The sequence below is a fragment of the Roseivirga seohaensis genome (assembly GCF_001592945.1).
Taxonomy (GTDB): Bacteria; Bacteroidota; Bacteroidia; order Cytophagales; family Cyclobacteriaceae; genus Roseivirga; species Roseivirga seohaensis.
The window spans coordinates 48,910-75,642 of sequence record NZ_LRPB01000001.1 but is presented as its reverse complement, the minus strand read 5'-3'; the positions used below and the strand labels follow the sequence as shown (position 1 = coordinate 75,642).

Below are 26,733 nucleotides of genomic sequence, written 5' to 3'. Positions count from 1 at the left end.
TCAACTACTCACTCGGCCATTTGAATGGCGAAGAAACTTAAATACAATCCGCCAAAACATCAGCAGCCTTTGGGTTCAACCTAAACCAAAGTTCTGGTTCAATCATTTCTAACTCGATAATGGCCAGTTCATCATTGTTATCCCGAATAATATCTACTCGAGCCAAAGAAGGACTTGGGCTGCAAACCGACACTGCTTTTTCAGCGAAATCCATTTCTGCTTGAGTAGGTTGATAGTCGTGGACGCTTCCACCAAAATCATCCTGCACACGGAAATCACCCGGTTTGGCCACTTTTAATACCGCATGAGTAAATTGGCCACCCATCACCATTAAGGAAATTTCACCTTTAAAAATATTCTTCTGAAAAGGCTGAAGCATAAAGGCTTCGTTCTGAATTAATTTTTGAAAAATGGCCTCGTGTGCTTCAATATTATCTGCATTTAACTTGTAAGTGTGGCGCGATGCCCCCGATACGCAAGGCTTTAAAATGGTTTCTTCCCAACCTGTTAGTGTATGTAGTTCTTTCAAAGAAGTGGTAGTGCCTTTTTCTATATAATGGGTTTTGGGAATGTTAATGCCGCGCTTTTCTAGATCGCCCAAATAATGCTTGTCCATATTCCAGCGCACCAAGTCTATGGCGTTAATCAAGGTGCTTTTCTCTGAAACCAAATCTAGCCACAACTGCCATTCTTCAAAGCGCTCAAAGTAATCCCAAGTAGTTCTGATTAGTACTTTATCTGTGCTACTCCAATCAAAATCAGGGTCTGACCATGATTTACGAACTGCTTTAAGCCCTTTCTTTTCCAAAGCAGAAAGTATGATTTGATCTTCTGTGAGAACATTCTGCACATAAGGAGTGATCTTTTCTGGAGCTACATACTTATCGCAGGTTGCGATTACTATATCGAATTGAACCATAGTGACTATTTGAGGCAAATATAATTTCATTCCTTACACACAAAAGTTTTTTCTACTGTAAATTGTAGGCCTATGTTGCCAGAAAAAGTACGCCTTCCATTTCATTTTGATAAATCCTTATTGGTTAATGATCTTAACAAAATATATGGAGATTGGACCGAACATTTTGTGAAGGATAACTATTCTGGAGATTGGAGTGTGATTCCACTCAGAGGGCCAAAAGGAGCAACTCATCCTATCCTCATGATTTTTTCTGCTCCCGGTGTTACAGAATTTGAAGACACCCCTTTTTTAGCGAACTGTGAGTATTTTAGACAAGTAATTGGAACATTTAAAACCAAAATAACAAGTGTTAGACTAATGAAGCTTGGTGCAGGCTCGGAAATTAAGGAGCATCGGGATTATGATTTGGATGAAGAAAATGGAATTGTAAGGCTCCATGTTCCTGTAGTGACTAATGACAACGTAGAGTTCTATCTAAACAAAAAACGAGTAATTATGAAGGCAGGTGAATGTTGGTATTGTCGACTCTCTGATCCTCATTCGGTTCATAATCGTGGCACTGAAGATCGCGTTCATATGGTGTTAGATATGGAGTTAAATGGCTGGCTTAAAGATCAATTATTGCCAGAGGCTATTTCTGAATAATGTAGTTTTCAATGGCTAAAACATCTAATTCGGATTCGTTGAAAAGCTCGATGGCCTGCTGAGGTGTTTCAACTATGGGCTGGCCTTTTTTATTAAAAGAGGTGTTAAGCACCATTCCATGCCCACTTATGTTTTTTAACTCTAATAATAGTTCATAGAAAGGTTTGTTCCAAATACCACCCACAGTTTGTACTCTGGCGGAACCGTTAACATGGGAAACGGCTTTTAATTTATTGATCCACTCTTCTTTAACTTCATCAACTAAAATCATATAGGGGCTTTCAAAGCCATGTTTGAAATAAAGGTGAACATCTTTTGCAAGCACAGCAGGAGCGAAAGGTCTAAAGTCTTCACGAAATTTGATGTTTTGATTGATATGGAGCTGCATTCTTTCATTAAATGGACAGGCCAATATTGATCTACTTCCCAATGCCCTTGGGCCAAACTCACATCTACCCTGAAACCAACCAATTGTTTTTCCTTCAGAAATAAGTTTTGCTGTAGAGCTTAGAAACTCACTACGGTTTTGATAATGCGTTACGTTTAAGTTCGGAAACGAATCTTTTAGTGTTTCAGCTACATCTTCATCGGAATAAGAAATACCAAAGCAAGTGTTTCCGTTATGCTGCTTTCTTTTTCCTTTTAATAATTCTAACCAACCATAGTAAGCACAGCCCAAAGCCAGTCCATTATCTGCTGCTGCAGGTTCAATGTAAAGTTGGTTAACAAGTCCCTTTTGAATCATTTTGGCATTTGCCACTGCGTTTAATGCCACGCCTCCAGAGTAACATAAAGGCTGATTACCGTTTAATGAAGTTCTACTTTCGACTATATAAATGATGGCTTTTTCTACTTCTTTCTGTGCCCAAAAAGCGATATCTGCATAGTATTGAAAATTCTTCTGAAAAGTAGAGTAATCTAAGGCTGGGGTTTTTAGGCTTGTTTTCCATTCTTCACGAACAAACACCCTTCCATTTTCAAAACTAAAAGCTTCTTGCGTATACACGTTCTTATTTCCGAAAGGAGCCAAGCCCATCAATTTACCGGCATCGCTCATGTTTCCGAAGCAATATTGGCTTATGTAAGCATAAAATCCACCAATTGAATGTTTGGTAGTGGGCATCTGAACCGTATTCCCTTTTGGTATGTCCATTTTGCTAAAGTCCTTGAAAAGAACTTGAAGCTTTTTTCCATCATAATGGTAGAAGCTATCTTTTTCACATATGAGGCCACTAAGTCCGTTTTCAGAAAGCCCTAATTCTTCCAGTGAAGGGTGTAAATCTTCGGTACATTGTTGATAAGGACTGCCACAACCATCAATCACCAAGATATTGAATGCCGAAAAAGGGCTAGTGCCAATAGTGCTGTATGCATGTGCCAAATGGTGAGAAATAGAGTGGAGGGGTGTTTTGGGATAACCTTTAAAAATCCTTTCTCCCTGAAATCGGTTGCGTTCTGGAACTACAAAATTCTCACATTGTACAGTAAGTGCAATGTCATCCATTGTAATTCTGAGTGCATCTAGGCAATATTGAATAGCAAGGTTATCATTGCCTCCATCATGTTTGATTCGGCTTAGCCTTTCCTTTTCTATGGCAATGGCTACCTCACCATTTTTTAGAATTACAGCCGAACCATCATGCGATAAGCCAGTACCCAAAACGTAAATGTCTTTAAGCATGTTCCTTATTGCCTTAGCCAGTATTTCATTTTTGGAAAACTATCTGAATCCGTTAGCCCCATCCATTCCAATAGGGGAAGGCCTATGTATTGACCGTTTTCAAAGTTTTCGATCAACCATTCTGAATCGTTTTTGTAGCCTTCGGGATGAAACACAATTTGAGGGGCTAGATTTAAATGCTTTAGTGCAGCATACGACCATAAAATAGCCGCCATTTCATCACTTTCTCCCTCGGGTTTGTGCTCCTCAATATTACCAGAAATACTAGCTCGTTCTTTAGGCGTCATTACGGCAATATGACCCGCCTCGTGAAGTAAGTCACCAGGGTATTTCAGCTTACCTTGGTCAATAAAAAGCACTCCTTTATCTATATTAATACCAGGTAAAAAAGTTGATTCCTGAATTGATGTGTACTGAATAGGAATACCAATTTGTTCTAAAAATTTGGTAATCGCGTTAATTAGATGAGTATTGTCAAGCATAATGTTTATTTGCTCGGCAAAATATAAGAATTATAGGAGTTTTGTTGGCGCTTTTAAAGCTTATTCTTCCTTGTCGGGGTTTACGAAAGTAAAACCTCTTGCATCTGCTCCTTCATGAAAATCGACTTCTAAGCCCAATAAATACATGGTTTGCCGCTTTTCAACGTGTACATTTACTCCGTCTACTTGATAAGTAATGTCACCTTCTTTGGGTTTGTCGAAGCCCAGTAAGTAGCCCATTCCACCGCAGCCAGAACCACCTTTTACGCCAATTCTTAAACCATATCCTTCAGGAATACTTTTGTTGGACATAATGCTTTTCACCTCTTCCAAGGCTTTTGGTGTAATGGTTACTGGTTCTAACACTTGCGACATATCACTACTTTGTTTGAGTTGTAAACTTAGTCAGAATTGAGAATGTTCCATTCCTTCCGCTTAAGTTGTTGAATATCTTTTAAACTTGAGGGGCTTCTCTATTAATTGGGTTCGGAATATGTGAATATCAATGCTTTTGCCCCTTTATTTCGGTAATTTCAAATTTCTTGAATTCGGCACTTATAAAACCCGCTGAAAATTAACATGCATTCTATGAACTCAAATAGCTCTGGCGCATCGCCATTGGTGTCCATTATTATGGCCGCAAAAGATACTGCACCTTATTTGCACGAATGCCTAGATTCTATTATTGCTCAGTCTTATCCCCATTGGGAATTGATTGCCGTGAATGACCATTCTACAGATGAGACCCCTGAGATTTTGAAGGCCTATACTCAAAAAGATAAACGCATTAAGCTGTATCATAGCGAACGCAATTTCCTGATTCCTACTTTAAAACATGGTTATGCTTTTGCCCAAGGTGAATTAATCAATAGAATGGATTCGGATGATATAATGCCGCCAGATAAACTACAAGTGCTGGTGGAGGAATGGCAGAAGTATGGAAAGGGAACGGTAGTGGCAGGAGGCACAGCCCATTTTGTAGATGAAGGCGAAGTGGGTGAAGGTTTTTTACGTTACGACCGCTGGTTAAATGAAATAGCCACCGATGATAATCACTATGAAGAAATTTATAAAGAGTGTTCTATTCCTTCTCAGTGCTGGTTAATGCACAAAGACGATTTTGATGCTGTTGGGGCTTTCAACCCTGAGGTTTATCCAGAAGATTACGATCTCTGTTTTCGGGTTTATAAGCATGGGTTAAAGATAGTGGGCTTAAACAAAGTGCTTAACCATTGGCGCGACAGGCCAGATAGGATTTCAAGAACGCTTAAAGTGTATAAAGACAATCGCTACTTCGATTTGAAATTGCGCTATTTTTTCGAGCTCGATCGTGATGAATCAAGACCTTTGGTGCTTTGGGGAGCTGGCACTAATGGAAAGGAAATGGCCAAACTTCTTCAGGAAAGAAATCAGTCGTTTTATTGGGTATGCAATAATCAAAAGAAAATTGGTTTAGAAGTGTACAATGTGCTAATGAGGCATGTAAGCTTTATACAAGAATTGGAAAACCCGCAAATTATGGTGGTTGTGGCATCGCCAAAGGGGAAAGAGCAGATAAGAAAGCGATTAGCAGACTATAAAAAGCAGCCAGTAATCGACTTCTGGTTTTTTCTATGACATGATTGCCCTTCTTTTCAAACAATGAAAAAATGAAAATCTAGTTAGATCAATGGCTTTGGCCAATAATCTCATTATTTTCACTCACAATTTCCGACAGTCTAGCAGAATGTCGTATTAAAAATGAACATGGAATACCTTACCGATTTAATTCAAATTTTAATTCCAGCGGGGCTAGTGCTTTATGCTGTGTATTTAGTTGTCAGAAATTTTTTGCAAAAGCAGTTCGATGCTCAATTGATTGGGCTCAAAATGAAAACTACTGACACTGTTTTGCCCATTCGACTTCAAGCCTACGAGCGCATCTGTTTGTTGCTGGAGCGCATTTCGCCCAATAATATGCTGCTTCGGTTGAGTAACCCTAGTATAAACGCTTTCGAATTTCAACACTTGTTATTGAACGAAATTGGTGAAGAACTAAACCATAACCTTTCGCAGCAGGTTTATATGAGCGATGAGGCATGGCAGCGAGTTAGAGATACGGTGAACATAATTATTGCCGTTATTCAAGATGCCTCTCAAGAAATGAAGGCCGAAAATAATGCTATAGATTTATCTCAGACAATTTTTGATAAGATGATGAAGCTCGAGAGTGACCCCATTGGTGATACGCTCTCTTTTGTAAAAAATGAAATTAGACAAGTTTTTTAATCGTGTATGAGTAAGGAGAAGGATTTAAACGAAAGAGAAGAGCAATTTTTTGGCAAAATGAAAGCCAAGGCGGGTAAAATTGTGAATGACCGCGTAAAGCTCAAAGAGCTATTGGCCGATACACAAAAAAAGATGGAAGCCAGTAGTAGTGATGACTCTCTTAAAGCAAAAATCGTTGAGTTTCTATCCTTGATTATGCGCATGATTTCAAGTTATTTGAAAGGTGTTTATACTGAAACGCCTTGGCAAACCATTATCATGTTTGTGGCAGGCTTAATCTATTTTGTTACTCCAATCGATGCCATTCCTGACTTTATTCCCGTTGCCGGACTTATAGATGATGCTACCGTTCTGGTTTGGTTGGGAAAAAGCTTCAGAAGCGATGTGGATCGCTTCAAAAAATGGGAAGAATCGAACGATTCTGAATAGCCTTTGGTTTCCATATTGTCATTCAAAAATCATGACTTATGGAAGCTGTTATTACCAAAGAATTACTTGAAAACGCTATGAGCTATGAGCAATATTTAAGCTTGCTTAGTGGCTTATTAATGGAGGAAAAAACGACTGGAGAGAATCAGTCGGAGGCCATGTTGAATTATGCGCGAATGAACGATAAGCGCATGAAAAAATGGACGAAAATTGGAAAGTTAACTCCCGAAATTCAAGAGCGTTTACTCAACATTACATCTCCGCTCACATTATTAGTAATAACCGAAGGCTGGTGTGGCGATGCCGCCCAAAACCTGCCCTTCATTTATAAAATGACGCAGCTGAATCCACTTTTAGAAATGAAAGTGATTTTGCGCGATGAGCATCCCGAAGTAATAGATCAGTTCCTAACTAATGGTGGACGCTCTATTCCAAAAATCATTGGCCTTGATCCTGAAAGTTTAACTGTTTTAGGTGATTGGGGCCCAAGGCCTACCGAAATTCAAAACGAGTTTTTAGAAAATAAAAAGACACAAGAGCGCACCGCAACCGAGTTTGTAGTGTATTTACACTTGTGGTACGCCCAAGATAAAGGCATAACTCTACAGAATGAATTTTTAGCTAAATTAGAGTTATGGAACAAAAAACAGCAATCGTTGCCGGTGCAAGCGGACTGATTGGTCGGTCACTCACTCAAAATTTATTGAACAGCAACCAGTATGCTAAGGTCATAGCACTGGTTAGAAAACCCTTGGGTATTTCGCATCAGAAATATGCCGAACTCAGCGTTGATTTCGATCAGCTAGAAAGTATGGAAGACTTCCCGAAAGCAGATGACATTTTCTGCTGCTTGGGAACAACTATTAAAAAGGCAGGATCGAAAGAAGCTTTTTATAAGGTGGACTTTACCTACTGCTACAATTTGGCAGAAAGGGCATTGAAGTCTGGTGCAGAAAGGTATTTCTTAGTGTCGGCCATGGGCTCAGATAAAAACTCAAGGTATTTTTATAACAGGGTGAAAGGGGAGCTGGAAGACAAACTCTCATTTCTCGCTTACCGAACCATCTATATTTTTAAACCGAGCTTGTTGCGTGGAAACCGTAGTGAAAGTCGGCCAGGTGAAAAGTTTGCGCAAATCGTTACCCGTATTATTCCGTTTATTGGTCCATTGAAAAAGTATCGCCCCATTCATGCCGATAAAGTGGCAGATGCTATGATGAAAGTAGCCCAACAAGACGATAAGGGTTGTTATTATTACCAGTCAGAAATTATGCAGAAGATGTGAAATGAAGGATTTACTTAAATCGAAACTCTGGCTTTCTGAATTGCTTTGGTTGTTGCTGAGCGCAATTTTCTCATTATTGCTTGTTTTTACTTTCTTTAAAGTAACATCGGTGTTTGGTGATACCTCTTTCGGAATTGGCGACACTTATTTTATTGCAGAAACCTCAGTCTTCTTTTTTCTGGTTTATGCGGCCATTGGCAGTTGGACTTTTATTATGCGTGCATTTGTCAGTAAATTCAAAAATGCAGTCCAAGTTATTTTCCTTACACTCTTTATCGGACTTTCAATTTATTTGCTTCATCAAGCTTTACCAGCTGACGGAGTGAACAAAGGTTTTGAGAATGACGGAGAATGGATTCTTTACGCCCCTTTTTCGAGTCTGAGTTTTCAAGATAAACTGGGTGTTTTGGGTGATATGTTCCTTCAAGGGGTTTGGACGGTTTGGCTTTATTTCGGACTGATTATGAGCTTCATTGGACTTTTTGGGAGACTGTTTTGGCTTTCTCGTAGGGATATGGAGTGAGAACAGGTCGCCCCGCTGGGGCTTTGTATATCTTTTCACTATTGTCTACAAACAGGACACCCCTCTGGGGTTTGACGGATTGAATCTCGTTATAATCATGAGTTTGAAAGCTGTCTTGAGTCTAACTACATTTCCAAGAGTCCCAGCGGGACGACCTGTTTGTAGTAAGATTTAAATGTTAGTTTTAGAGCTCCGTAGGAGCGGCCTGTGTTTGGTCGTAAATATGGTGTAAAGACATTCGCCCCGCTGGGGCTTATGTTTTTAATCCTCTGTTTGCCTACCAACAGGGTACGCCTCTGGGGTTATTGGGTTGAGCTATTGAATAGTAAACTTAAGTGCCATATTGATTTCTACTGTATTGTGAGAAGTCCCATCGGGACGCCCTGTTTGTAGACTAATAAATTTAAATATTAGTTTTTGAGCTCCGTAGGAGCGGCCTGATTAACACGGTAAGCAATTAATGTCGCAATGCCCCCATAAGCCAAATACATCAACACAATGTTGGTATTGGCAAACTCAGGATACCAACTTTTCCATAGTTCCATTTGAAAAGCAGGGTCAGGAAGATGATGGTGCAGCATCATAAGCGGAAGTGACAAAAGCCCAAGAATAAATAAGGGCTTGGTTCTCATTTCGCGCAGCTCATACATTATCCAAGTGGCAATAAAGGGGAAACCGAGATAGATAATGCGCGTCATATCGCCACCCGCCAAAATACCGAAAGCCAGATAGGTAAGCGTAAAAATCAGAAGCACATTTCGTGTGTTGTCATAACGATTTGCCAATACGTATTTTCTTCCAGCCAAAAACAAAGCAGGCCCAAATGCCACAAACATGGCTACCAACCAGCGCACAATTTCAAAAGGGTGGAGGATGGTTTCTTTTGCGTGGTAGAGTAAGGTGATGATGGCTCCTTTTCCTTCTTCTATAGGAGAAAAATAGTGTGCTATAAAGAATTTCGTAATGAGTGAAAGTGCAACAGCCGAAATTAATAATGGAATTGGATAATAGCCTTCTTCGGTTTTACGATTGTGCCAAATGCCATAAACAGTAAGAATGATGACTAAGGCTAAAAATGATTCTTTTTGAGCGGTGGCCATTGGAGCTAGAATCAGTAACCATACGAATTTTCTTTTCAGAATAATGAGTAATAGTAAGGCCTGAAAAAGGTAGACTGGAAGATCAACCGTAACCGGATCGAAGGCATTTAGGCGAATGATGCCTGTCCAATGAAAGAGCAGCCAGAAAAAGCCAGCCATAAACCATTTCAGTTCAAAACCCATTTGCCTCCAAAGCACAAATAGAGCGATTATAGAGGCTAAGGTGAAAAACAGGTTCACCCATTGAAAATCCTGAATCATATTCCCCGAGTCGATTTGAGCAGCCAGCCAAGGCACTAAAATTCGTCCGTTAAAAGGAAAAGGAACTTGATAATTTTCTTCTAAACCCACAAAATAGTGGTAAATATGCGTGTAGTCATTTCCGTCAAAAGCAGGCGCTAAACCATAAGTAATAGGCGCTTGAGTGTTTTTATAGAAAAGGAAGGCAGCCACAGTGATGCTTAAAAAAATGGCCAGCCAAAATAACCTAATTCGCATAGTTTGAAATTTAGCTAAATTACTTGAATCCTATTTTATTAATGGGGTTTTTTGCATTGATATGATCGCAGTGTTACAACATGTTTCCGAGTCATCGGTAACCATAGACGGCCAAGTGAAGGCTGCTATTGGCAGAGGTTTAATGATTTTAATTGGCATAGAAGAAGCCGATAATCATGAAGATATTGAGTGGCTGAGCCGTAAAATAGTGAATATGCGTATTTTCGAAGACGAAGAGGGCGTAATGAATAAAAGCGTGATTGATGTAGATGGCGAAGTTTTGGTGATTAGCCAGTTCACACTACACGCGAGCACTAAAAAGGGAAATCGACCCTCATACATTAAAGCAGCTAAACCCGATGTAGCCATTCCTCTATACGAAGCGTTTAAAGAGCAATTGGCAATGGATTTGGGGAAAGCCATTGGCTCAGGCGAGTTTGGTGCAGACATGAAAGTGGCCTTGGTAAATGATGGGCCAGTAACCATAATAATTGATACTAAAGACAAAAAATAATGACTGAGCAATCGAAAGGAATAACTGCCGTTCAAAAGGAAGTGGACAATTGGATAAAGGAGTTTGGCGTTCGCTATTTCAATGAGCTTACCAACATGGCACAGTTGACAGAAGAAGTGGGGGAAGTTGCTCGTATTATTGCGCGTAGGTATGGTGAACAGTCTGAAAAAGAATCAGATAAAAATAAAGATTTGGGTGAAGAGCTGGCCGATGTAATGTTTGTGGTGGTTTGCTTGGCCAATCAAACAGGGACGGATTTACAAGCCGCTTGGGACATGAAGATGGCTAAAAAAACACAAAGAGATAAGGAAAGACATAAGAATAATGAGAAGTTAAATCCGTAATTCGAAGCTTAAACAATTTTAGGAGAAATTAGGTTGAACTTTTTGTGTTCTATGAATGTCAATAGATTAAATTTTTAGCAACTTTAAACACCTTTTTTAATTAAAATCACCGCGCTGTTATGATCATTTTAGAGATTTTAGGTGTAATTCTCCTAGCTTTTATTTTGCTGAATGTGATTCTCTACTTTGTTGAGCCAAGTCTAATAGCAATTACTTTTTCTCTGGTATTACGAATCTTCAAGAAGAATCCCCCTATTGTAGATGTGGACGAATTTTTTCCTCAGCATAAAATACTAAAAGATAATTGGAGGGTTATTCAAGAAGAGTTGATTGAAGTTCTGAAAAATGAGAATGATATTCCTAAATTCCATGAGGTAGATAAGATTCAACGATTTATTTCAGATAAGGATAAATCGGCTTGGCGTGTTTTTATGTTCAAAGCTTACGACAATTGGCAGGATGCTAATTGTGCAAAGGCGCCAAAAACCACCGCACTTTTAAAGCAAGTTCCGGGTATTACTACTGCCATGTTTTCAATTATTGGACCTAGAAAACATATCCCTCCTCACAATGGTTTTTACAAGGGCGTTTGGCGGTACCATTTAGGTTTAATTATTCCTAAAGAAGGTGAGTGCTATATTATTGATGGTGGCCAGCGCTATGATTGGAAAGAGGGAGAGGACGTGCTTTTCGATGATACTTTCCAACACGCAGTTTGGAATAAAACCAATGAAACGAGAGTGGTGTTGTTTTGCGATGTATTCAGAACTGACCTACCAAAGATTTTTCAGCCCATGAACCGTTGGGTATATGGTTTAAGAGAAAAGAGTAAAAGGCTAAAAAATGTACTCAAGAATGCCGAAGTTCAAGTTGATCTTGATCCTGAGGAAATTGAGAAGCCTTTAGCTAAGCAGGCTTAAAATAACATTAAACGGTAAGTTCTGAACCCACTAATTTAGGAACTACATTAAACTCATTCAGTCGTGCACAATATTCAATGTCTTCTTTTACATTGAATTTAGAAAGTCTTGCTGCGTGATTACTCCTATTGATGTAATAGGCCAGATCGCTAGCCATTGATTGATATAAGAAAAAAGCACATAATGCTGAATCACTTTCTAATTCAGTATTTTGCTTTAGCGCATTACAAACTGCCCCGGCAAAAAGGCTATCCTCTAAATTATACTTTCCTTTCCAGCCTGCACAGAATAGCAACACATCGTTTTCTGACTTCATCAGATGATTTACTACTGCACTTAGATTAAGAAAAGCGCCTATAATCACTTCTTTTGCATTTTTCGAAAGCTCAATGGCTTGTGTACCATTGGTGGTGGTGGTGGCTACTTTTTTACCTTTCATTTCAGGTTTCATGTAGTCGAATGGAGAGTTACCAATATGGAACTGCTCTACCTTTTCCCCACCTCGTTCACCCGCCATAATGTAACCTTGTGCGCCAAGTGCCTCACATTCTTCAACGGTGGCTACTGGTGTAATAGATTGTATACCCGAACCCAATCCGGCAACCATACACGAAGTAGCCCTGAGAATATCAATCACTACTACGGTTTTATTTTCAACCTCAAACTGATGGATAAGTTCGGGGGTATAACAAACGTCTATTTTCATGTATTGGCGCTATATGGTGCTTTAATTAAGCTTTATAAAAAGGAAGTTTAACCACTTCGGCTTTAAGCTTTCTATTTCTTACAGCCACATAGATTTCAGTTCCTATTTTAGCGTTTTCAATAGTTACATAGCCTAAACCTATTCCATAACCCAGTGAAGGTGACATGGTACCAGAAGTTACTTCACCTATAGTGTTTTCGCTAGCATCTTCTAACGCATAATGGCTTCTTGGAATACCCTTGTCAATCATTTTAAAGGCAACAAGTTTACGTTTTACACCCGCTTCTTTTTCTGCTTGAAGGTTTTTAGAATTAGTGAATTCTTTGGTGAATTTAGTTACCCAACCTAAGCCTGCCTCTAATGGCGAAGTTTCGTCAGTAATATCATTTCCGTAAAGGCAGTACCCCATTTCTAAACGTAGCGTATCTCTGGCGCCTAAGCCAATAGGCTTAATATCAAAGGTCGCACCTGCTTCGAAAATGGCATTCCAAACTTGTTCAGCATGCTCATTGCTTACGTAGATTTCAAAACCACCAGCACCGGTATAACCCGTTGCTGAAATGATTACGTATTCTACGCCTGCAAAAGGCCCTACTACGAAGTTGTAGAATTTAATGTCAGATAGATTTACTGAAGTAAGTGATTGAAGTGCTTCTACAGCTTTAGGGCCTTGAACAGCAAAAAGAGAATGGCTGTCCGAAACGTTTTTCATAATGGCGCCTTTCGTATTGTACTTGCTAATCCAGTTCCAATCTTTTTCAATATTGGAAGCATTCACTACAAGCATATACTTCTCTTCTTTGAATTTGTATACTAGCAAATCGTCTACTACACCACCATCTTCATTTGGTAGGTAAGAATATTGCGCTTGGCCATCTACTAGCTTTGAGGCATCGTTACTTGTTACTCGCTGAATAAGGTCAAGGGCTTCGGGCCCTTCTATAACAAATTCACCCATATGCGAAACGTCAAAAACTCCAACGCCATTTCTTACCGTGTTGTGTTCTTCTAAATCAGATGAATAGCGAACAGGCATGTTATAACCTGCAAAGGGTACCATTTTAGCTCCAAGTTTTTCGTGGAGGTCATTAAGGGCTACTTTTTTCAATTCCATTTCCATAGGGTGATTTAATTTGTAGGCAAAAGTAACAATTAGATCATAAAAACAACGCCTTGGTGTGAAGGTATCGGCACCTAAAGATGATGTGGGTATTCTGTAACCTAAAACTAAAAAATCAGTTATCTTTATGTAATTGCTAACACAAATGAAAATTATGAAAAAAGGTCATTACTTACTGGTCATCATTTGCCTATTGGGGTTTTCTTCTTTTGCTTTTATTCATCATGAAGGAAAGAACAAGGCTGAAGAAGAGGCTATTAAAGATTTAGTATTAAAATCTTATGTGCATGGGGCGTTCAATGAACTGGACGCAGAAGCCATGAAAAAGGGTTTTCATGAAGACTTTGCCATCTATTCTGCCAAAGGCGAAAGTATTAGCAAATACCCCATTGCTGTTTGGGCAGATGGTGTTGCAAAAAGAAAAGCTAATAATTATGATGCTAAGGACCCGAAGAACAAATGGGAACATAAGTTTGCTTCGGTTGATGTTACAGGCGGTGCTGCCCAAGTGAAAATAGAGCTTTTTAACCAAGGCAAACAAGTGTATACAGATTACCTGAGTTTATTGAAGTTTGAGAGTGGCTGGCGTATTGTTGCAAAAGTCTATAACCAACATTAGGAGATGTAAATCCCGAATCTGTATAGGTTCGGGATTTTTACTACTTTTCTGGCCCAGCAATACAAGTGTAAAAACTCTCAGGTTGAAGATGAATATTTACCATTTGAATGATGTCTTCGCTGGTGACTTGGTATACAGCACTTAAGTACTGCTCGTAAAAGCTCATATCCATTCCCTGAAAATACACTGCTTTGAATTTCTCCATGATGGCAAAAGGCGAATTTACCGAGCCAGCAAATGAACCCGCCATGTAGTTTTTTACGGTTTCTAACTCATTTTCTCCAACAGATTCTTGTTGAAGCTTAGTAATTTCTTTAAAAACTTCGTCAATAGTGGCTTGTTCGTTTTCGCTATTCACATCAGTACCAATGCTGAAGTATCCTTCCTGATTAAGGGAATAGAGATGTGAATGAATTCCATAGGTAAAACCTTTGTCCTCACGAATGTTTTTCATCAAGCGCGAGCCAAAAAAACCACCTAAAAGTTCATTTGTCACGGTGAACTTCATATAATCAGAGTGAGCACGATTGAAGAGTACTTTGCCTATTTTTATAGACGACTGAACAAATGTAGGCTTACGGATTTCGTTTAAGTGAGCTACGGTTTTTGCAATTTCGTATTCTGGCAAGCTTACTTTTTTTACTTGGCTTTTGCCGAAATTCAACTCAAGGCTATCAACAAAGTTATCTGGTAATTTCCCAGAAACCATAATATCGAAGTCACTAAAGTTTGAAGCAAAAAAGGCTTTTACTTCTGAAAGTTGAACCGCCTGTATTTTTTCTACGCTATTACTTTTTCCATAAGGGTGATCGAGTCCAAAAAGAGAGCTCCTTAAGGCTACAGAAGATAAATAGCTGCTTTTTTCTAGATTTAGTTTTAACCGCTGAATCTCTTTTTTCTTTAAGGTTTCAAACTGTTGTTCGTCAAAACTAGGGTTGCTTATTACTTCGGAAAGCAGGGCTAAATTCTTATCGAAAAACCTAGAAAGACCGTAGAATGAAATTGTACTCTGATCGAAACCTGGTGAGAATTCGGCAAAACTTCCAATAAAATCAATGGCTTCGGCCAACTGATGAGCATTACGATTAGTGGTGCCTTCATTCAACATTTTTAGCGCGAATGAAATCAGGTTATAGTTCTCAGTAAACCAACTTCCACAAGGAATTACCAAATCAATTTTAAATACCTCTACCGCTGGATCATTCAAAAAGAAAACTTTCCTTCCGTTTGAAAGTACTGTTGAATGAACTTGAGGAATAGTAACTTTTTTGATGGGTTTAAACCCAGGGGCGATTGTTCTATCGAGCATTCGTTTTACTTGGCTTTTTTGTCAAGGTTGTAAGTAAGTCCAAAACGTAAAGTTTCGGCCAGTGGATGTTCTTGAAGTGTAGGAACCAGATATGCGAAATCAATTCCTAATTTTTTAACTTTAAAGCCTACACCAGCTGTAAAGTATTTTCTGTTTCCTTTGTTTTGGTGTTCCGAAAAATACCCAGCTCTAATCGCAAAGGTCTCTTTGTATTCATATTCGGTTCCAAAAGAAATCATGATTTCTTGAAGCTCTTCATTAAAGCCGTTTGGTGCATCGGCAAAGGAACCAAAAATACCGCCTATTAAAGATTTGTCTCTGTGGCTACCGTCTTCTTGAGGGGTCGGAACCATCAATTTATTGAAATCTAAGGCGAAGGTAATTTTGTTGTACGGGTCGAGGAAACTGGCCAAAGCAGCTCCTAACCTTAAATTCGTTGGAATAAAGTCTTCTTCATCGGCAGTATTGTATGAGATTTTAGCACCGATGTTCGAAATAATACCTCCAAATGAAAGCTGACTTTGTTTGTCCAATACATTCATTTCTGTTTTATAATACACTCCAATGTCGGCCGCAATACTAGTGCCTGGCTTAGGATCCATTACAGGACTAGTAGTGATGTTTCCTGAAAGATTGGAATGAATAAATTTACCTGTTACACCAATACTCAAATCATTGCTCAGTTTTCGTGAGTAGGTTCCCGCAATTGAGAATTCACGAGGATTAATCATCTGAAGGTTATTACCTACTCCATCAGTAAGTTGAATATCTCCCAAATCAAAGTAAGTCATGGCCAATCCAAAAGCCTGACTGTCATCAATTTTTTTGTAGCCTGATAAATAGGAAATCGACATGTCGTCTACAAACTTGCTTAGCCATGGTGTGTAAGAAAATGCGAAGCCATAATCGTTGTTTAGGTAAGCGAGTTTTGCAGGGTTCCAGTGAATACTGTTGGCATTAGGCGCTGTGGCTGCTCCTACATCACCCATGGCTCCTGAGATTGGGTCTGGCGCAATAGTCAGGAAGGGAACAGCAGTAGTGATTACGTTCTTGTCTGTATCCTGTCCTGAGATTGTACCAGAATTCTGGGCCACGGAAGGAAACGAAAAAATGACGGCTAAAACCAGGATTGCTACGATCCTAATATTAATTTTCATGTAATTTTTTTTCAAAGATACTATTATAAAACTAATATGAAATAATAAGTTTATCGCGCTTGGTGTGCGTTTTTCCGTTGTTTTTAGACATCAAGATCACATTGTAAACATAAATTCCTTTGCCCAACTTAACTCCTGAACTGTCTAAACCGTTCCATGTAATGCTTTCAGTATTCGAACCTCTTTCAATTTCTGAATGTAACGAAACTACATTTTCACCTTGTGCATTTATGATATCAATCGTCAATTCTAAAGGCTCTCCTGCGCTATTATGCGAAATATTAAAAGTAGTATGCTCTACCAACGGATTAGGATAGCTGTTTATTTTTGTGATAACCATAGAATTTTCATCGGTAACCTCAAAATCAAAACTGCTCTTTGCTAAGTTGTTGAAATTATCCCAAGCTCTAATTTCTAAAGTGTTGATTCCCAGAGGTAAATTGCGCAAAGGAAACAATGCTTCCCCTTTTCTGAAATTATCTTTTTTAGCATTATAAAAACCATTTAAATTATAAGTAATAGAGTCGTTTAACGTGGCCGATAGGTTTTGGCCGATTCCATTTTCTGAAATATTGATTCCACTTTCATCGAATAATTTGAGCATGAGTGTAGCATCAGGTTTTACCACAGGGGTAGCTACTCGGGTAGAATCATTAATAAAAATGCTAATGCTTGGTGGAGTTCTATCCTCAGAAATGTTTTGAGCCGTGCCTCCGAGAATAAAATCTATTTTGGCTCCGAATGCGTCTTCTAAGCTGTTATTCAAGGCGTACATGCTCATTTTACCACTTCCAAATTGATAGTTGATGTTTTTAGGCACTACAAAATCTATCATAAACACACCATCTGTTACAGATGCTTTGCCATTAAAAAGCTGACTGTTGCGCTCTAAGTACTCAAACTTTTCGCTTTCTGTTCCGATAGTTTGCAGCACACTACGTTTGTCAAAAAGACTAAATGTGACTTCGCCATTAAAGTTTTCTATGCGTTGGCCGTTAGATTCAATTTGACCTATGATGTTCACTTTTTCTAACGCACTCAAGGTATCTGCTTGAGCCAATGGTGATTTACCGTTGATACTGCTGATTGTGATTTCATTTTTGGGGTAAGCCAAGCGCATACTTGGATCTCCTAAAAGGATGAAATTTCTGTTGTTAGCGCCATTCAGCGCATTGTTTTTGGTATAGCGAATGATGTCGCCAAGCCGCTGGAAGTTACCATTAGGCTGCTCTAGAATGGTTTTGTAGAGCGCTAGGTTTAAGGCATAATTGGAAGAGGAAAATACGGGACGCGCGGTGGCCACCAGAGCAATTGCGCCTCCATCTGGTTTGAACATTATTTTTTCGGCACCAGAAAAAATTGTGGGGTCATCGTTTCTGGCAAACTCACAGGTGGCGGTAACTAATAGTGGGAGTCGGTTTATGTTTTTCCAATCGTCAATAGATTCGGTAGTGAGAATTCGCTCTTGCATCCAGCCGGTTTCTGCACCATGGCCTGTGAAGTTCATAATCAAAACGCCTTGTTCAACAGCGTCAAGCAAAGCTTGTTCTGCTTCTGGAGAAGATTCACCATTAGGGGATCGGATTTGCTCGTACGCATCGAGGTAAATTTTTCTCACGTTAAAGCCCGAATATGTAGTGTCGACCAGAGTAGCTAACTGATCAGCATCGCGCTGATGCAAGTTGTTATCACCATCATCGGCTACAAAAACCAATCTGCGTCTCCAGTCTCCAATGCTTTCTGGGCTAGTTCGGTAATTGATGATTTTGTCGACTGCGCTCTTGGCTTGCGCCAAAGTTGTACTTGGAATACGCCCAATGCCAATATCCAAAGTGTGGTCGCCAACTGTATTTTCTTCCCATTCGCCTTCATCATCTTCTAAAAAACCAAAATAATCATCAGATGAATAGGAGGTCAATGGATGAATTGAGCTTCTGGACTCATAGGTAGGAACAAAGTTGGTGTTGTTTTCAACTCTGTTTTTGTAATCATATGACCCCTTGCCGAAAAGCAGTAAATACTTTAGCTGATCACTTTTTAGTTTCAAGTGACGAATGAAATCACGAATGGCCGTTACATCTTGTCTTCCAGCAGAAAATTCATTGTACACTTGTTGAGGAGTAACTACCAATACAGAAAGCTGATCTTCGTTTCTTCTGAAAGCAGCTAATCTTTCGGCTTCGGTTAAAAATTCTGGTGCAGATATAATCACCATGTCTGGTGTTACACTCCCTTTTAAATCCTGATTGGTCAAGGATTCAAATTTTGTAGGAAGAGGCTGAAGTGCAGCTTCAAAAACAACGTATTCGTGAAGTTCATCTGAAAAAGCACCAAAGCGTAACTCTGATCCACTTAAATTATAGGTTTGATTTTTCGCATTTAACGGATTAGTGATGTCCCAAACCATTAGGTTTTGGTTGGCCTCTGTTAATTTAAATGTGCTTATCGGTTGATCAAGTGATTTTATACTTCGGAAGTTAATTGAACTGCCTCCGTATTGAAGTTTGGTGGGTATGTTTAATAGAAAACCATCAAGATAGGCCACCGCATTATTGGAGCCAGCTTGGTCGAAAGTTAATTTTAGATTGAGCTGATTTGCACTAGAAAAGGTGGTTGAGTTGACTTGGAATAAGCCCGAGGATTCGTTTCCCTTAACGCCATATCGTGTATCTGGAATGGCAGAAAAATCTAGCTGACCAATGGATTGACCATTGAGGCTTGCGGTAAGTGATGTATTATTGAATGCCTGACTTAAAGCATTAAGCCGAAATTTGATTGTTTCGTTGGTGGCTAGGTTGGTAAGCGGAAAATCGAAACTCAATTCATTATTAGTATTGAAACTTTCTCCAAACCACTTTCTTCCAGAGCCAAGAATATTTTTTACGTCCTTTTCGTACCGAATAATTTTGTTGAAAGTATTTACCTCAGGTAAGTTGGTGCCTAAATTTTGTAGATTTTCAATACGTAATCCTTTATTGTTTTTTACTGTAATGAAGTAATGAACCTCATCTGCATAGAGGTTTTGAATAGACTCAAAAGTATTAGTCAAAGGGTCGAATTCTAGTTCATTCACTCTATCTACATAAAATAGAATGTAATCCTCAGAGTTGAAAGTAGCATCAGATTCTCCAGAAACGAATATGGCGGTTTCTCGAAGCCCATCTCTAGCTGTTGAAATGGCTTGTGGAAGCATTCCTCCCTTACTTCCGTAAATGGCAATGTTCTGCGGATTAATGGAGCCGATATCAAACCCCATTTGGCTTAGGGTGTTTTGGTTAATCCGATAAACCCCTTCTTTGTCGAAGCTCATTTTTACCCATTTGCCAGTAGCTAAAACACTTGAGTTTTGGGCAGTAGCAACGCCAATAAATACCTGAATAAAGAAGGCGATGAGCAAGATATGTTTTGATCGTAATCGACTGGCCATGTCTTGAAGCTCAACGTTATTTAAACAATTTTCTTATCTGCTGGCTGGGTGAGCAGCGAAAGCAAAAGATAAACAACAATGATTAAAGGAACTGCGGTAGTTTTGAAAATCACAATTAAAATGATGCTTACCAGAATCAGTAAAAAACGCTGCCAGTTATCTTTTGCAGTAAAGTTTGAAAACTTAAATGACAGCAAAGTGACAGGCGCAACCATCAACAGTGAAAATACTATAACACAAGTAAAAAGCACCCATTCGTTGGCTAGAAAGTCGCTCATAAATGTATCTCCAACAATAATTAAAGGAAGTGTACTGGTGAAAATTCCATTTGCCGTGGTGGTCAAACCCGTGAAACTTGTGGTTTGATTTTCGTCAATGTTGAATTTTGCCAAGCGTAAGGCAGAAAAAACAGCAATGAGTACTCCGGCATACTCAAGTGGCGAATCTATTTTACCCACAAGCATATGATAATAAAGAATAGCGGGTAGCAAACCGAAAGTGATCAAATCAGCTAATGAATCCAGTTGCTTACCTATTTCGGATTGTGCTTTGAGGATTCTCGCTAAAAAACCATCGAGGAAATCGAAGCCAGCCGCCAACCAAATAAGGTAGCATGCTGTTGCTATTTCCCCCTGAAAAGAAAGAATTATACCGACTGTTCCACAGCTTAAATTCGCTAAGGTAAACAGGTTTGGGATGGCTTTTTTGATGGGTTCCAAAGGTTATTTTTTAAGAGCACAAAATGGGTTAGTGGCTTTTTCGTCTCCAATAGTTGTAGGGCCGCCATGCCCAGGGTAAACTATCATCTCATCATTAAACTTAAAGAGTTTATTATGAATACTTTTAATTAAAGTATCAAAATCGCCACCGGGTAAATCTGTTCTTCCAATACTGCCTTCAAAGAGTACATCGCCTCCAATGCAAACGTTTTCTTCTTCGTTTACAAAAATAATATGGCCCGGTGCATGGCCTGGGGTGAAATAAACTTTTAGTGCGCTGTTGCCAAATTTCACAGTGTCGCCTTCCTTTAAAAATTTGTTAGGTTGAGCAGGCGTATAATTCTGAAAACCATAATTAGCTGCATAAGCGCCTACAGATCGAAGTGTTTCTTCATCGTGTTCACCAATAATTAGGTCAACGTTGAACTTTCGCTTCACAAAATCATTACCCAAAACATGGTCGATATGACCGTGGGTGTTTAGGAGTGATTTCACCATAAGACTTTCACTTTCAATAAATTTAACCAGTTCATCTTGTTCTTCCCTCTCATAACATCCGGGGTCTATGATTACCGCTTCTTTTGTTTCGTCAAACAAAATATAGGTGTTTTCCATAAAAGGGTTAAAAGTGAAAGGCTTAATCTTGATCATAAATTACTGTTTTGCTCAAATTTCATTTAATAATAGCCATTATTCAAAAAATGTTGGTTTAAATTCGGCCAATGTTAGTGGATTATATTCTAGTGGGGCAGGGGTTGGCAGGAAGTATCTTGGCCAATCACTTGATAAATGCGGGTTGCAGTGTAATGGTTTTTGATGATCCGTTGCTTTCCAATTCCTCAAAAATTGCGGGTGGTCTCTATAATCCTGTGACTGGTCGTAAAATGGTCAAAACTTGGAATGCAGATAACTTATTTGGTTACCTGACGGATTATTATCCTAAACTTCAACAACAGTTAGAGGCCGATTTTGTCAATGATATTCCTATTTATCGACCGTTTATTTCTCCAGAAGAACTAAATGAATGGATGGGGAAAAGTGCCGATATCGATTACTCTAGGTATGTACAGGCCGTACATAATAGTTCGGCTTATGGAAGTCAAGTGAGTGATGATTTTGGTGGAATTCTGTTAAATCAATCTGGTTTTGTAGATACCGGTAAGCTTTTGGAGGTTTCTGCAAAGTTTCTAGTCGAGAGAAAAAGTTTGACAAAGGGGTATTTTAATCCGGCTCACTTAAAATTAGAAGAGGGTTTTGCCAGTTATCAGGGTATAAAATGTAAGTCGGTAGTTTTTTGCAACGGTCATAAATCGCTAGAGGAACAATATTTCGGTTGGATTCCGTTAAGGCCTGTAAAGGGTGAACTCTTGATAATCAACACAAAAGAAAATTTAAGGGTAATCCACAACAGAGGTGTTTTTGTAATTCCTTTAGGAAACGGACTTTGCAAAGTTGGCTCTACTTATGATCATCAAAATTTGGATGAAAAGCCAACCATTGAAGCAAAAAACGTGTTAGTACATAAATTAAACGAGCTGGTTAAATTTCCGTATGAAATTGAATATCAGTTGGCTGGTGTAAGGCCCGCAACAAAAGATAGAAAACCCATTATTGGGCAGCATCCAAAATTTAAAAGTCTTATTTCTTTTAATGGATTTGGCACCAAGGGAGTTTCTCTCGTTCCTTATTACGCTAAGCAGTTAACAGAGTTTTTAACAGACGAAAACGGCATAGATAGTGAGGTCAATATTGAGCGATTTTTTTCGTTATATTAAAAGTCTTTTCTGTAAAGAAGATATATGTTTAAATCTCTACGTTACCCATTCATAATAGCCATTGCAGCCATTGGTTTTTTATCTATCCCTTTTTCTTCTGAGGCGCAGGTATATCGTGAAGAATACGGTCAGAATAGAATTCAGTACAAATACTTTAATTGGAAATACTTAAAATCGAACAATTTTGAAGTTTACTATTATGATGGTGGAGAAGATTTGGCAAAGAAATCAATTGGTTATTTAGAATCTGAATTTAGCAGGGTAACCGAAACAATTGGATTCTTTCCATATTCTAAAACTAGAATATTTTTATACAACTCTATAGCCGAAAAGCAGCAGAGTAATGTAGGTGTTAAAGGAGATGACTTTACAATCGGAGGTCAAACCGACTTCGTTAAATCTCAAGTTGAAGTAGCTTTTTCTGGAGATTACGCTTCGTTTAAAGAGGAACTCGTTTTCAATTTCACCAAAATGTTGGTTGAGGAAATGTGGTTTGGTGGAAACATAGCTGAAATGTTTCAGTCAACCTTTTCATCGCCAATTCCCAATTGGTTTATCGATGGTGTTTCTGCTTATGTAGCCTACGGATGGAACAAAGAGATGGATGATATGGCAAGAGATTATGTGTTGCAAGAACAGCCTGCCAAATTTTCGAAACTAAGCAAAGAAGCTAATCTTCTATTAGGTCAGTCAATTTGGAATTACATTGCCCAAACCTACGGAAAGAGAGATATTTCAAATATTCTGAACTTAGCTAGAATTGTTAAAGATGAGGAGAGCAGTATTTCCAAAACGCTGGGAGTTCCTTATAAAGACTTCATGGAGGGATGGAAAGCCTTTTACTCCCAAATGAACCTCCGTATAATGGAGAGTTATAAGAGGCTTCCTGAATCACAGATAATTTCTGGAAGTAGATCAAAAACATCTACAATCGGCCATTTAAAATTTAATGCAGAAGGCTCTTTGCTAGCCTACACTGTGTTTGATAATGGGAAGTACGAAGTGAGAGTAATTAACATGGACTCTCGAGAAGAAATGGTGCTTTACAAAGGCGGAATTAAGTTATTGGCACAGGAAGTGAATAGTAATTATCCCCTTTTAAGCTGGGTAGATGAATTTACTTTGGGAATTGTTGCCTACTCTGAAGGAAGAAACACAGTAACCATTAAGAGAGTTGGAGCAAAAGGAGAGCAGGTATTGGCCATTCCTACCGTAAGCCAGATTCAGAGTTTTGAGTTTAAGCAAGGTGGTAGGTTAGCAGCATTAACAGGAGTTGTAAACGGAAAAAGCGATGCTTATTTGTACTTAGTAAATAGAGGAACGATCAGAAGGATTTCAAATGATAGTTATGATGATCGAGATATTAGCTTTTTACCAGAGTCCAATGTCGTTTTATTTTCTTCTAACCGACCAACAGACAGTGTTTATGTAGAAGGGCCAATTGATTTAAAAGATGTAAGTTCTAACCAGTTTAATCTTTATACCTACGATTTAGACTTAGTCGATAGCGTATACGGAAAACTAACAAACTCTCTTTCAGTAGAATCTAACCCCATTGCAAAAAATCTGAATGAAATTTATTACTTGAGCGATCAACAGGGCGTAAATAATGTTTATCTACATACTGTAAATGACTCAATCAGTAAGCAAATGAGTAATTACAGTTTTGGAATCAAAGAGTTTACTATCGACCAGAACCATAATCGAATAGCTTTTATATCTACACTCGACTCTAAGGATGTTATTTACCTCGAGAGTTTGGGGAATATTCAACACATATTTACGACAGCTACACCACGAAGGGAGCTTGAAAGTATCAGAATACTAAGTGAAATTAGAAGAAAGAGATTGTTGGATACCGAAAACACAGATAGTCTAACCAAAGCCAAAAAAATAACTGAAGTACCAAAACAACCAAAGATTGATTCTTTAAAATTAGGTGCTATTGATACTGAGAATTATGTGTTTAAGAATGAATCGAAGGTAAACTCTAAAGACTATAAGTTTGAAGCACCAGTTTCTGATGAAGGGGCCAATAGGTCATTCTTAAGCCTTTATCAAAATAGAGGTCTAAAAAATACAATAGAAGGACCGAATGCATACGAACCTCGTTTCCAGACCAATAATGTAGTAACATCATTCGTAATAGACGAACTGAGATCTTTTTCCCAGTTGTTGGAAATTCAGATGAATGATTATTTGGAAAACCATAGACTGCATGGAGGCGCATTAGTGCCCTATAATTTCAATAGTGGTTTTGATGTTTTTTTGGAGTACGAATATCTTAAAGAAGCTATCGACATAAAAGCGAAGTACTTTCGTAAGTCAATTTTATTAAGAGACAATACAACAACACAATCTCAGCGATATAACCTGAATCGATTTGAGTTGGGGGCGGCCTTCCCATTTAGTCCTTACCTAAGGCTTGAGGTGAGTCCCTTCTTCGAGCAAACCCGATATATTGATTTAGATTACTTGTTACTACTTAATGCACCCTCGGGAATAGTGGCAGAAAAAACGGCTAATTATTTAGGCCTGAATACAAGTGTTGTTTTTGATAACAGCTTGACTGGCGGAACCAATATTCATGAAGGAACTAGAGCTAAATTGACTTTTGAGTCACATTCAAAGTTGAATAAAAATGCGGTCGGATTTAATAAAATTGAAGCAGATATTAGGCATTATCAAAGAGTCACCAAAGGTGTTTACTTAGCAGGCAGGGTGTTTTTTGGGCATTATGGAGGAAAAGCACCAAAATCCTATTTATTAGGAGGGGTGGATAATTGGGCCTTTAATAAGAGGGAGGCCGTAGAAGGTTCTGAACCTGATCCTTTCCTTTTACAAACCTTAAATGACAACAGTGATATTTTATTCAATCAGTTCACTAACCTTAGAGGTTATTCATATAATACTTTTCAGGGAAGTACGGTACTGACCTTGTCTGGTGAACTTAGGTTACCAGTAAATCAGTTTTTGGCTACGGCCGATACCAAATCTAGCTTTATTAGAAATCTTCAGTTTCTTGGGTTTTACGATATAGGTTCTGCTTGGTATGAGATTTCGGCTTTTCAAGCCCGAAATGATGTGAATACGGAGGAAATTGTAGTCCCTGGCTCTCCTTTTTCTGGTGTAATTAATGATTTTAGTAATCCATGGCTACAGAGCGCTGGAGTAGGAATGAGAACCATGCTCTTTGGTTTTTTCTCTAGGCTCGACTTAGCTTGGCCTATACAAGATTTCAATGTTGGAAATCCAAAACTTCAAATATCAATTGGGTACGATTTTTAATTACTTTTTGAGATTGGCTGAATAGGCTTAACTTCGCAAGTTGTTTAAAACCAATTTACATGCTTAAATCAATGACGGGCTACGGCCTATCTAAAGCGCAGAAAGGCGCAATGCAAGTTTCTGTTGAAATTCGCTCTCTCAATTCTAAATTTCTTGACGCTCAAATTCGTCTGCCAAGACACCTACAAGACAAAGAACTTGAGATCAGAAATATATTGAACTCTGAGTTGGTGAGAGGTAAAGTAGCGGTAAGTATCGAGATGAGCTCAGACGATGCCGAAGCTTCAAAACAGGAAGTGAATCATGCATTATTCAAGTCGTATTATAATGAGTATGATCAACTTGCTACTGAGGTGGGGGCCGAAAAGAGAGATCTTTTTAGGTTGGCTCTACACAGCCCAGAAGTAATGTCGGGATCGGGTATAAATGAGGAGGTGATTACCCAACAATGGGAATTCACCAAAGAAAATTTAATTGCCGCTATCGCTCACTGTAATGAGTTTAGAGAGCAAGAAGGAGCAAAACTTCAATCTGAGCTTGAATCTTATATTCAAAATATTGAGAATTACCTAAATGATATTAAGGCAGTAGAAGGAGAGAGGTTAGTATCTATAAGAGAACGAATAGAAGGTCATCAAAAAGATTTACTAGGATCTGATCAGTTTGATGTGAATAGATTCGAACAGGAAATGATCTACTTTATTGAGAAGCTAGATGTAAGTGAAGAGTTCGTTCGTTTGAGTGCTCACCTTGATTACTTCTTAGAAATTTTGAAAGAGACAAACTCGCAAGGAAAGAAACTGAATTTCATTTCTCAAGAAATAGGAAGGGAAATAAATACAATTGGTTCTAAAGCTAATTACGCGCCTATGCAGCGTTTTGTAGTGTGTATGAAGGACGAGTTAGAAAAGATTAAAGAGCAGCTTTTAAATGTGATTTAAGCTTGCTTGAATTCGATCTTCACGAAATAAATAAGAGGCCTGCCTTTAAAGCAGGCTTCTT

General features: G+C 38.7%; 26 protein-coding genes. 14 read left to right on the top strand and 12 right to left on the bottom strand.

Annotated features, from left to right (window positions below; translation table 11 throughout):
• Positions 1-37: 37 nt before the first annotated feature.
• Positions 38-919 carry an ATP-grasp domain-containing protein gene (locus AWW67_RS00345; RefSeq protein WP_082793943.1) on the bottom strand — a complete coding sequence of 294 codons (882 nt, stop codon included), beginning with the start codon at positions 917-919 and terminating at the stop codon, positions 38-40.
• A 72-nt stretch (positions 920-991) separates the two neighbouring features.
• Here AWW67_RS00345 and AWW67_RS00340 point away from each other — a divergent pair, with 72 nt between their 5' ends.
• Positions 992-1,567: an aspartyl/asparaginyl beta-hydroxylase domain-containing protein gene (locus tag AWW67_RS00340; RefSeq protein WP_062299423.1), complete on the top strand. Its 576-nt coding sequence runs from the start codon at positions 992-994 to the stop codon at positions 1,565-1,567.
• On the opposite strand, the gene AWW67_RS00335 is transcribed toward AWW67_RS00340, so the two are convergent.
• From AWW67_RS00335 to AWW67_RS00325, 3 genes are read right to left on the bottom strand one after another with little or no spacing between them, the layout of a single operon-like run.
• Complete coding sequence (locus AWW67_RS00335; RefSeq protein WP_062299421.1) at positions 1,554-3,248, bottom strand: carbamoyltransferase family protein; 1,695 nt, start codon at positions 3,246-3,248, stop codon at positions 1,554-1,556. The genes AWW67_RS00340 and AWW67_RS00335 overlap by 14 nt on opposite strands.
• Before the next feature lie 5 nt (positions 3,249-3,253).
• Positions 3,254-3,730 carry a hypothetical protein gene (locus AWW67_RS00330; protein ID WP_062299419.1) on the bottom strand — a complete coding sequence of 159 codons (477 nt, stop codon included), beginning with the start codon at positions 3,728-3,730 and terminating at the stop codon, positions 3,254-3,256.
• 60 nt (positions 3,731-3,790) lie between these two features.
• The gene (locus tag AWW67_RS00325; protein ID WP_176699975.1) at positions 3,791-4,096 is read right to left on the bottom strand and encodes a HesB/IscA family protein; all 306 of its coding nucleotides are present in this window, start codon (positions 4,094-4,096) and stop codon (positions 3,791-3,793) included.
• A gap of 222 nt (positions 4,097-4,318) precedes the next feature.
• Here AWW67_RS00325 and AWW67_RS00320 point away from each other — a divergent pair, with 222 nt between their 5' ends.
• The 6 genes from AWW67_RS00320 (at position 4,319) to AWW67_RS00295 (ending at position 8,235) form a co-directional block, all read left to right on the top strand.
• Positions 4,319-5,347, top strand: a complete 1,029-nt coding sequence (locus AWW67_RS00320) for a glycosyltransferase family 2 protein (RefSeq protein WP_071387020.1) — start codon at positions 4,319-4,321, stop codon at positions 5,345-5,347.
• 129 nt (positions 5,348-5,476) lie between these two features.
• Positions 5,477-5,998 (top strand): DUF7935 family protein, encoded by a 522-nt coding sequence (locus AWW67_RS00315; RefSeq protein WP_062299595.1) that lies wholly within the window; start codon positions 5,477-5,479, stop codon positions 5,996-5,998.
• Between the two features lie 6 nt (positions 5,999-6,004).
• Positions 6,005-6,427, top strand: a complete 423-nt coding sequence (locus AWW67_RS00310) for a YkvA family protein (RefSeq protein WP_062299416.1) — start codon at positions 6,005-6,007, stop codon at positions 6,425-6,427.
• Positions 6,428-6,465: 38 nt separating this feature from the next.
• Positions 6,466-7,104 (top strand): thioredoxin family protein, encoded by a 639-nt coding sequence (locus AWW67_RS00305; protein ID WP_062299415.1) that lies wholly within the window; start codon positions 6,466-6,468, stop codon positions 7,102-7,104.
• The gene (locus AWW67_RS00300; protein ID WP_062299413.1) at positions 7,062-7,712 is read left to right on the top strand and encodes an oxidoreductase; all 651 of its coding nucleotides are present in this window, start codon (positions 7,062-7,064) and stop codon (positions 7,710-7,712) included. The genes AWW67_RS00305 and AWW67_RS00300 overlap by 43 nt, the downstream gene beginning before the upstream one ends.
• A gap of 1 nt (position 7,713) precedes the next feature.
• A complete protein-coding gene (locus AWW67_RS00295; RefSeq protein WP_062299411.1) occupies positions 7,714-8,235 on the top strand; it encodes a hypothetical protein in 522 nt (173 codons plus the stop codon).
• Between the two features lie 410 nt (positions 8,236-8,645).
• Here the strand turns inward: AWW67_RS00295 and AWW67_RS00290 are convergent, their stop codons facing one another.
• Positions 8,646-9,833, bottom strand: coding sequence for a hypothetical protein (locus tag AWW67_RS00290; protein ID WP_062299410.1), 1,188 nt, complete (start codon positions 9,831-9,833; stop codon positions 8,646-8,648).
• A gap of 61 nt (positions 9,834-9,894) precedes the next feature.
• Here AWW67_RS00290 and dtd point away from each other — a divergent pair, with 61 nt between their 5' ends.
• The 3 genes from dtd (at position 9,895) to AWW67_RS00275 (ending at position 11,611) form a co-directional block, all read left to right on the top strand.
• Complete coding sequence (gene dtd / locus AWW67_RS00285; protein WP_062299408.1) at positions 9,895-10,347, top strand: D-aminoacyl-tRNA deacylase; 453 nt, start codon at positions 9,895-9,897, stop codon at positions 10,345-10,347.
• Positions 10,347-10,691 carry a nucleotide pyrophosphohydrolase gene (locus AWW67_RS00280; protein ID WP_053223810.1) on the top strand — a complete coding sequence of 115 codons (345 nt, stop codon included), beginning with the start codon at positions 10,347-10,349 and terminating at the stop codon, positions 10,689-10,691. Before dtd ends, AWW67_RS00280 begins: the two co-directional genes overlap by 1 nt.
• Before the next feature lie 119 nt (positions 10,692-10,810).
• Positions 10,811-11,611: an aspartyl/asparaginyl beta-hydroxylase domain-containing protein gene (locus AWW67_RS00275; protein ID WP_062299406.1), complete on the top strand. Its 801-nt coding sequence runs from the start codon at positions 10,811-10,813 to the stop codon at positions 11,609-11,611.
• A gap of 7 nt (positions 11,612-11,618) precedes the next feature.
• Here the strand turns inward: AWW67_RS00275 and AWW67_RS00270 are convergent, their stop codons facing one another.
• A complete protein-coding gene (locus tag AWW67_RS00270; protein WP_062299404.1) occupies positions 11,619-12,317 on the bottom strand; it encodes a 2-phosphosulfolactate phosphatase in 699 nt (232 codons plus the stop codon).
• Between the two features lie 25 nt (positions 12,318-12,342).
• The gene (gene gcvT / locus AWW67_RS00265; RefSeq protein ID WP_082793942.1) at positions 12,343-13,437 is read right to left on the bottom strand and encodes a glycine cleavage system aminomethyltransferase GcvT; all 1,095 of its coding nucleotides are present in this window, start codon (positions 13,435-13,437) and stop codon (positions 12,343-12,345) included.
• Positions 13,438-13,591: 154 nt separating this feature from the next.
• On the opposite strand from gcvT, the gene AWW67_RS00260 reads away from it, so the two are divergent.
• A complete protein-coding gene (locus tag AWW67_RS00260) occupies positions 13,592-14,056 on the top strand; it encodes a nuclear transport factor 2 family protein (protein WP_062299592.1) in 465 nt (154 codons plus the stop codon).
• Between the two features lie 40 nt (positions 14,057-14,096).
• Here the strand turns inward: AWW67_RS00260 and AWW67_RS00255 are convergent, their stop codons facing one another.
• The 5 genes from AWW67_RS00255 to AWW67_RS00235 are packed head-to-tail and all read right to left on the bottom strand — an operon-like array spanning position 14,097 to position 21,319.
• Positions 14,097-15,365 (bottom strand): M16 family metallopeptidase, encoded by a 1,269-nt coding sequence (locus AWW67_RS00255; RefSeq protein WP_062299403.1) that lies wholly within the window; start codon positions 15,363-15,365, stop codon positions 14,097-14,099.
• Positions 15,366-15,370: 5 nt separating this feature from the next.
• The gene (gene porV / locus AWW67_RS00250; RefSeq protein WP_062299401.1) at positions 15,371-16,522 is read right to left on the bottom strand and encodes a type IX secretion system outer membrane channel protein PorV; all 1,152 of its coding nucleotides are present in this window, start codon (positions 16,520-16,522) and stop codon (positions 15,371-15,373) included.
• A 31-nt stretch (positions 16,523-16,553) separates the two neighbouring features.
• A complete protein-coding gene (porU, locus tag AWW67_RS00245) occupies positions 16,554-19,949 on the bottom strand; it encodes a type IX secretion system sortase PorU (protein WP_082793941.1) in 3,396 nt (1,131 codons plus the stop codon).
• Between the two features lie 20 nt (positions 19,950-19,969).
• Positions 19,970-20,668, bottom strand: coding sequence for a CDP-diacylglycerol--serine O-phosphatidyltransferase (gene pssA / locus AWW67_RS00240; RefSeq protein ID WP_260311179.1), 699 nt, complete (start codon positions 20,666-20,668; stop codon positions 19,970-19,972).
• A gap of 3 nt (positions 20,669-20,671) precedes the next feature.
• On the bottom strand, positions 20,672-21,319 hold the full coding sequence (locus tag AWW67_RS00235) for an MBL fold metallo-hydrolase (protein ID WP_062299398.1): 648 nt from the start codon (positions 21,317-21,319) through the stop codon (positions 20,672-20,674).
• A 71-nt stretch (positions 21,320-21,390) separates the two neighbouring features.
• Here AWW67_RS00235 and AWW67_RS00230 point away from each other — a divergent pair, with 71 nt between their 5' ends.
• Genes AWW67_RS00230 through AWW67_RS00220 form a run of 3 tightly spaced genes read left to right on the top strand, consistent with a single transcriptional unit; the run spans position 21,391 to position 26,672 of the window.
• The gene (locus AWW67_RS00230; RefSeq protein WP_062299396.1) at positions 21,391-22,443 is read left to right on the top strand and encodes an NAD(P)/FAD-dependent oxidoreductase; all 1,053 of its coding nucleotides are present in this window, start codon (positions 21,391-21,393) and stop codon (positions 22,441-22,443) included.
• Between the two features lie 24 nt (positions 22,444-22,467).
• Positions 22,468-25,731, top strand: coding sequence for a hypothetical protein (locus AWW67_RS00225; RefSeq protein WP_062299395.1), 3,264 nt, complete (start codon positions 22,468-22,470; stop codon positions 25,729-25,731).
• 59 nt (positions 25,732-25,790) lie between these two features.
• On the top strand, positions 25,791-26,672 hold the full coding sequence (locus tag AWW67_RS00220; RefSeq protein ID WP_071387014.1) for a YicC/YloC family endoribonuclease: 882 nt from the start codon (positions 25,791-25,793) through the stop codon (positions 26,670-26,672).
• Positions 26,673-26,733: the final 61 nt, after the last annotated feature.

Excerpts from the sequence above, each read along its gene's own strand:
- AWW67_RS00270 (WP_062299404.1), bottom strand. The coding sequence starts at position 12,317 with ATGAAAATAGACGTTTGTTATACCCCCGAACTTATCCATCAGTTTGAG.
- AWW67_RS00280 (WP_053223810.1), top strand. The coding sequence starts at position 10,347 with ATGACTGAGCAATCGAAAGGAATAACTGCCGTTCAAAAGGAAGTGGAC.
- AWW67_RS00235 (WP_062299398.1), bottom strand. The coding sequence starts at position 21,319 with ATGATCAAGATTAAGCCTTTCACTTTTAACCCTTTTATGGAAAACACC.
- AWW67_RS00305 (WP_062299415.1), top strand. The coding sequence starts at position 6,466 with ATGGAAGCTGTTATTACCAAAGAATTACTTGAAAACGCTATGAGCTAT.
- AWW67_RS00310 (WP_062299416.1), top strand. The coding sequence starts at position 6,005 with ATGAGTAAGGAGAAGGATTTAAACGAAAGAGAAGAGCAATTTTTTGGC.
- AWW67_RS00275 (WP_062299406.1), top strand. The coding sequence starts at position 10,811 with ATGATCATTTTAGAGATTTTAGGTGTAATTCTCCTAGCTTTTATTTTG.
- AWW67_RS00295 (WP_062299411.1), top strand. The coding sequence starts at position 7,714 with ATGAAGGATTTACTTAAATCGAAACTCTGGCTTTCTGAATTGCTTTGG.
- AWW67_RS00220 (WP_071387014.1), top strand. The coding sequence starts at position 25,791 with ATGCTTAAATCAATGACGGGCTACGGCCTATCTAAAGCGCAGAAAGGC.
- AWW67_RS00225 (WP_062299395.1), top strand. The coding sequence starts at position 22,468 with ATGTTTAAATCTCTACGTTACCCATTCATAATAGCCATTGCAGCCATT.
- AWW67_RS00260 (WP_062299592.1), top strand. The coding sequence starts at position 13,592 with ATGAAAAAAGGTCATTACTTACTGGTCATCATTTGCCTATTGGGGTTT.
- porU (WP_082793941.1), bottom strand. The coding sequence starts at position 19,949 with ATGGCCAGTCGATTACGATCAAAACATATCTTGCTCATCGCCTTCTTT.
- AWW67_RS00315 (WP_062299595.1), top strand. The coding sequence starts at position 5,477 with ATGGAATACCTTACCGATTTAATTCAAATTTTAATTCCAGCGGGGCTA.
- AWW67_RS00330 (WP_062299419.1), bottom strand. The coding sequence starts at position 3,730 with ATGCTTGACAATACTCATCTAATTAACGCGATTACCAAATTTTTAGAA.
- AWW67_RS00290 (WP_062299410.1), bottom strand. The coding sequence starts at position 9,833 with ATGCGAATTAGGTTATTTTGGCTGGCCATTTTTTTAAGCATCACTGTG.
- AWW67_RS00335 (WP_062299421.1), bottom strand. The coding sequence starts at position 3,248 with ATGCTTAAAGACATTTACGTTTTGGGTACTGGCTTATCGCATGATGGT.
- porV (WP_062299401.1), bottom strand. The coding sequence starts at position 16,522 with ATGAAAATTAATATTAGGATCGTAGCAATCCTGGTTTTAGCCGTCATT.
- AWW67_RS00300 (WP_062299413.1), top strand. The coding sequence starts at position 7,062 with ATGGAACAAAAAACAGCAATCGTTGCCGGTGCAAGCGGACTGATTGGT.
- dtd (WP_062299408.1), top strand. The coding sequence starts at position 9,895 with ATGATCGCAGTGTTACAACATGTTTCCGAGTCATCGGTAACCATAGAC.
- AWW67_RS00230 (WP_062299396.1), top strand. The coding sequence starts at position 21,391 with ATGTTAGTGGATTATATTCTAGTGGGGCAGGGGTTGGCAGGAAGTATC.
- AWW67_RS00345 (WP_082793943.1), bottom strand. The coding sequence starts at position 919 with ATGGTTCAATTCGATATAGTAATCGCAACCTGCGATAAGTATGTAGCT.
- AWW67_RS00320 (WP_071387020.1), top strand. The coding sequence starts at position 4,319 with ATGAACTCAAATAGCTCTGGCGCATCGCCATTGGTGTCCATTATTATG.
- AWW67_RS00255 (WP_062299403.1), bottom strand. The coding sequence starts at position 15,365 with ATGCTCGATAGAACAATCGCCCCTGGGTTTAAACCCATCAAAAAAGTT.
- gcvT (WP_082793942.1), bottom strand. The coding sequence starts at position 13,437 with ATGGAAATGGAATTGAAAAAAGTAGCCCTTAATGACCTCCACGAAAAA.
- AWW67_RS00340 (WP_062299423.1), top strand. The coding sequence starts at position 992 with ATGTTGCCAGAAAAAGTACGCCTTCCATTTCATTTTGATAAATCCTTA.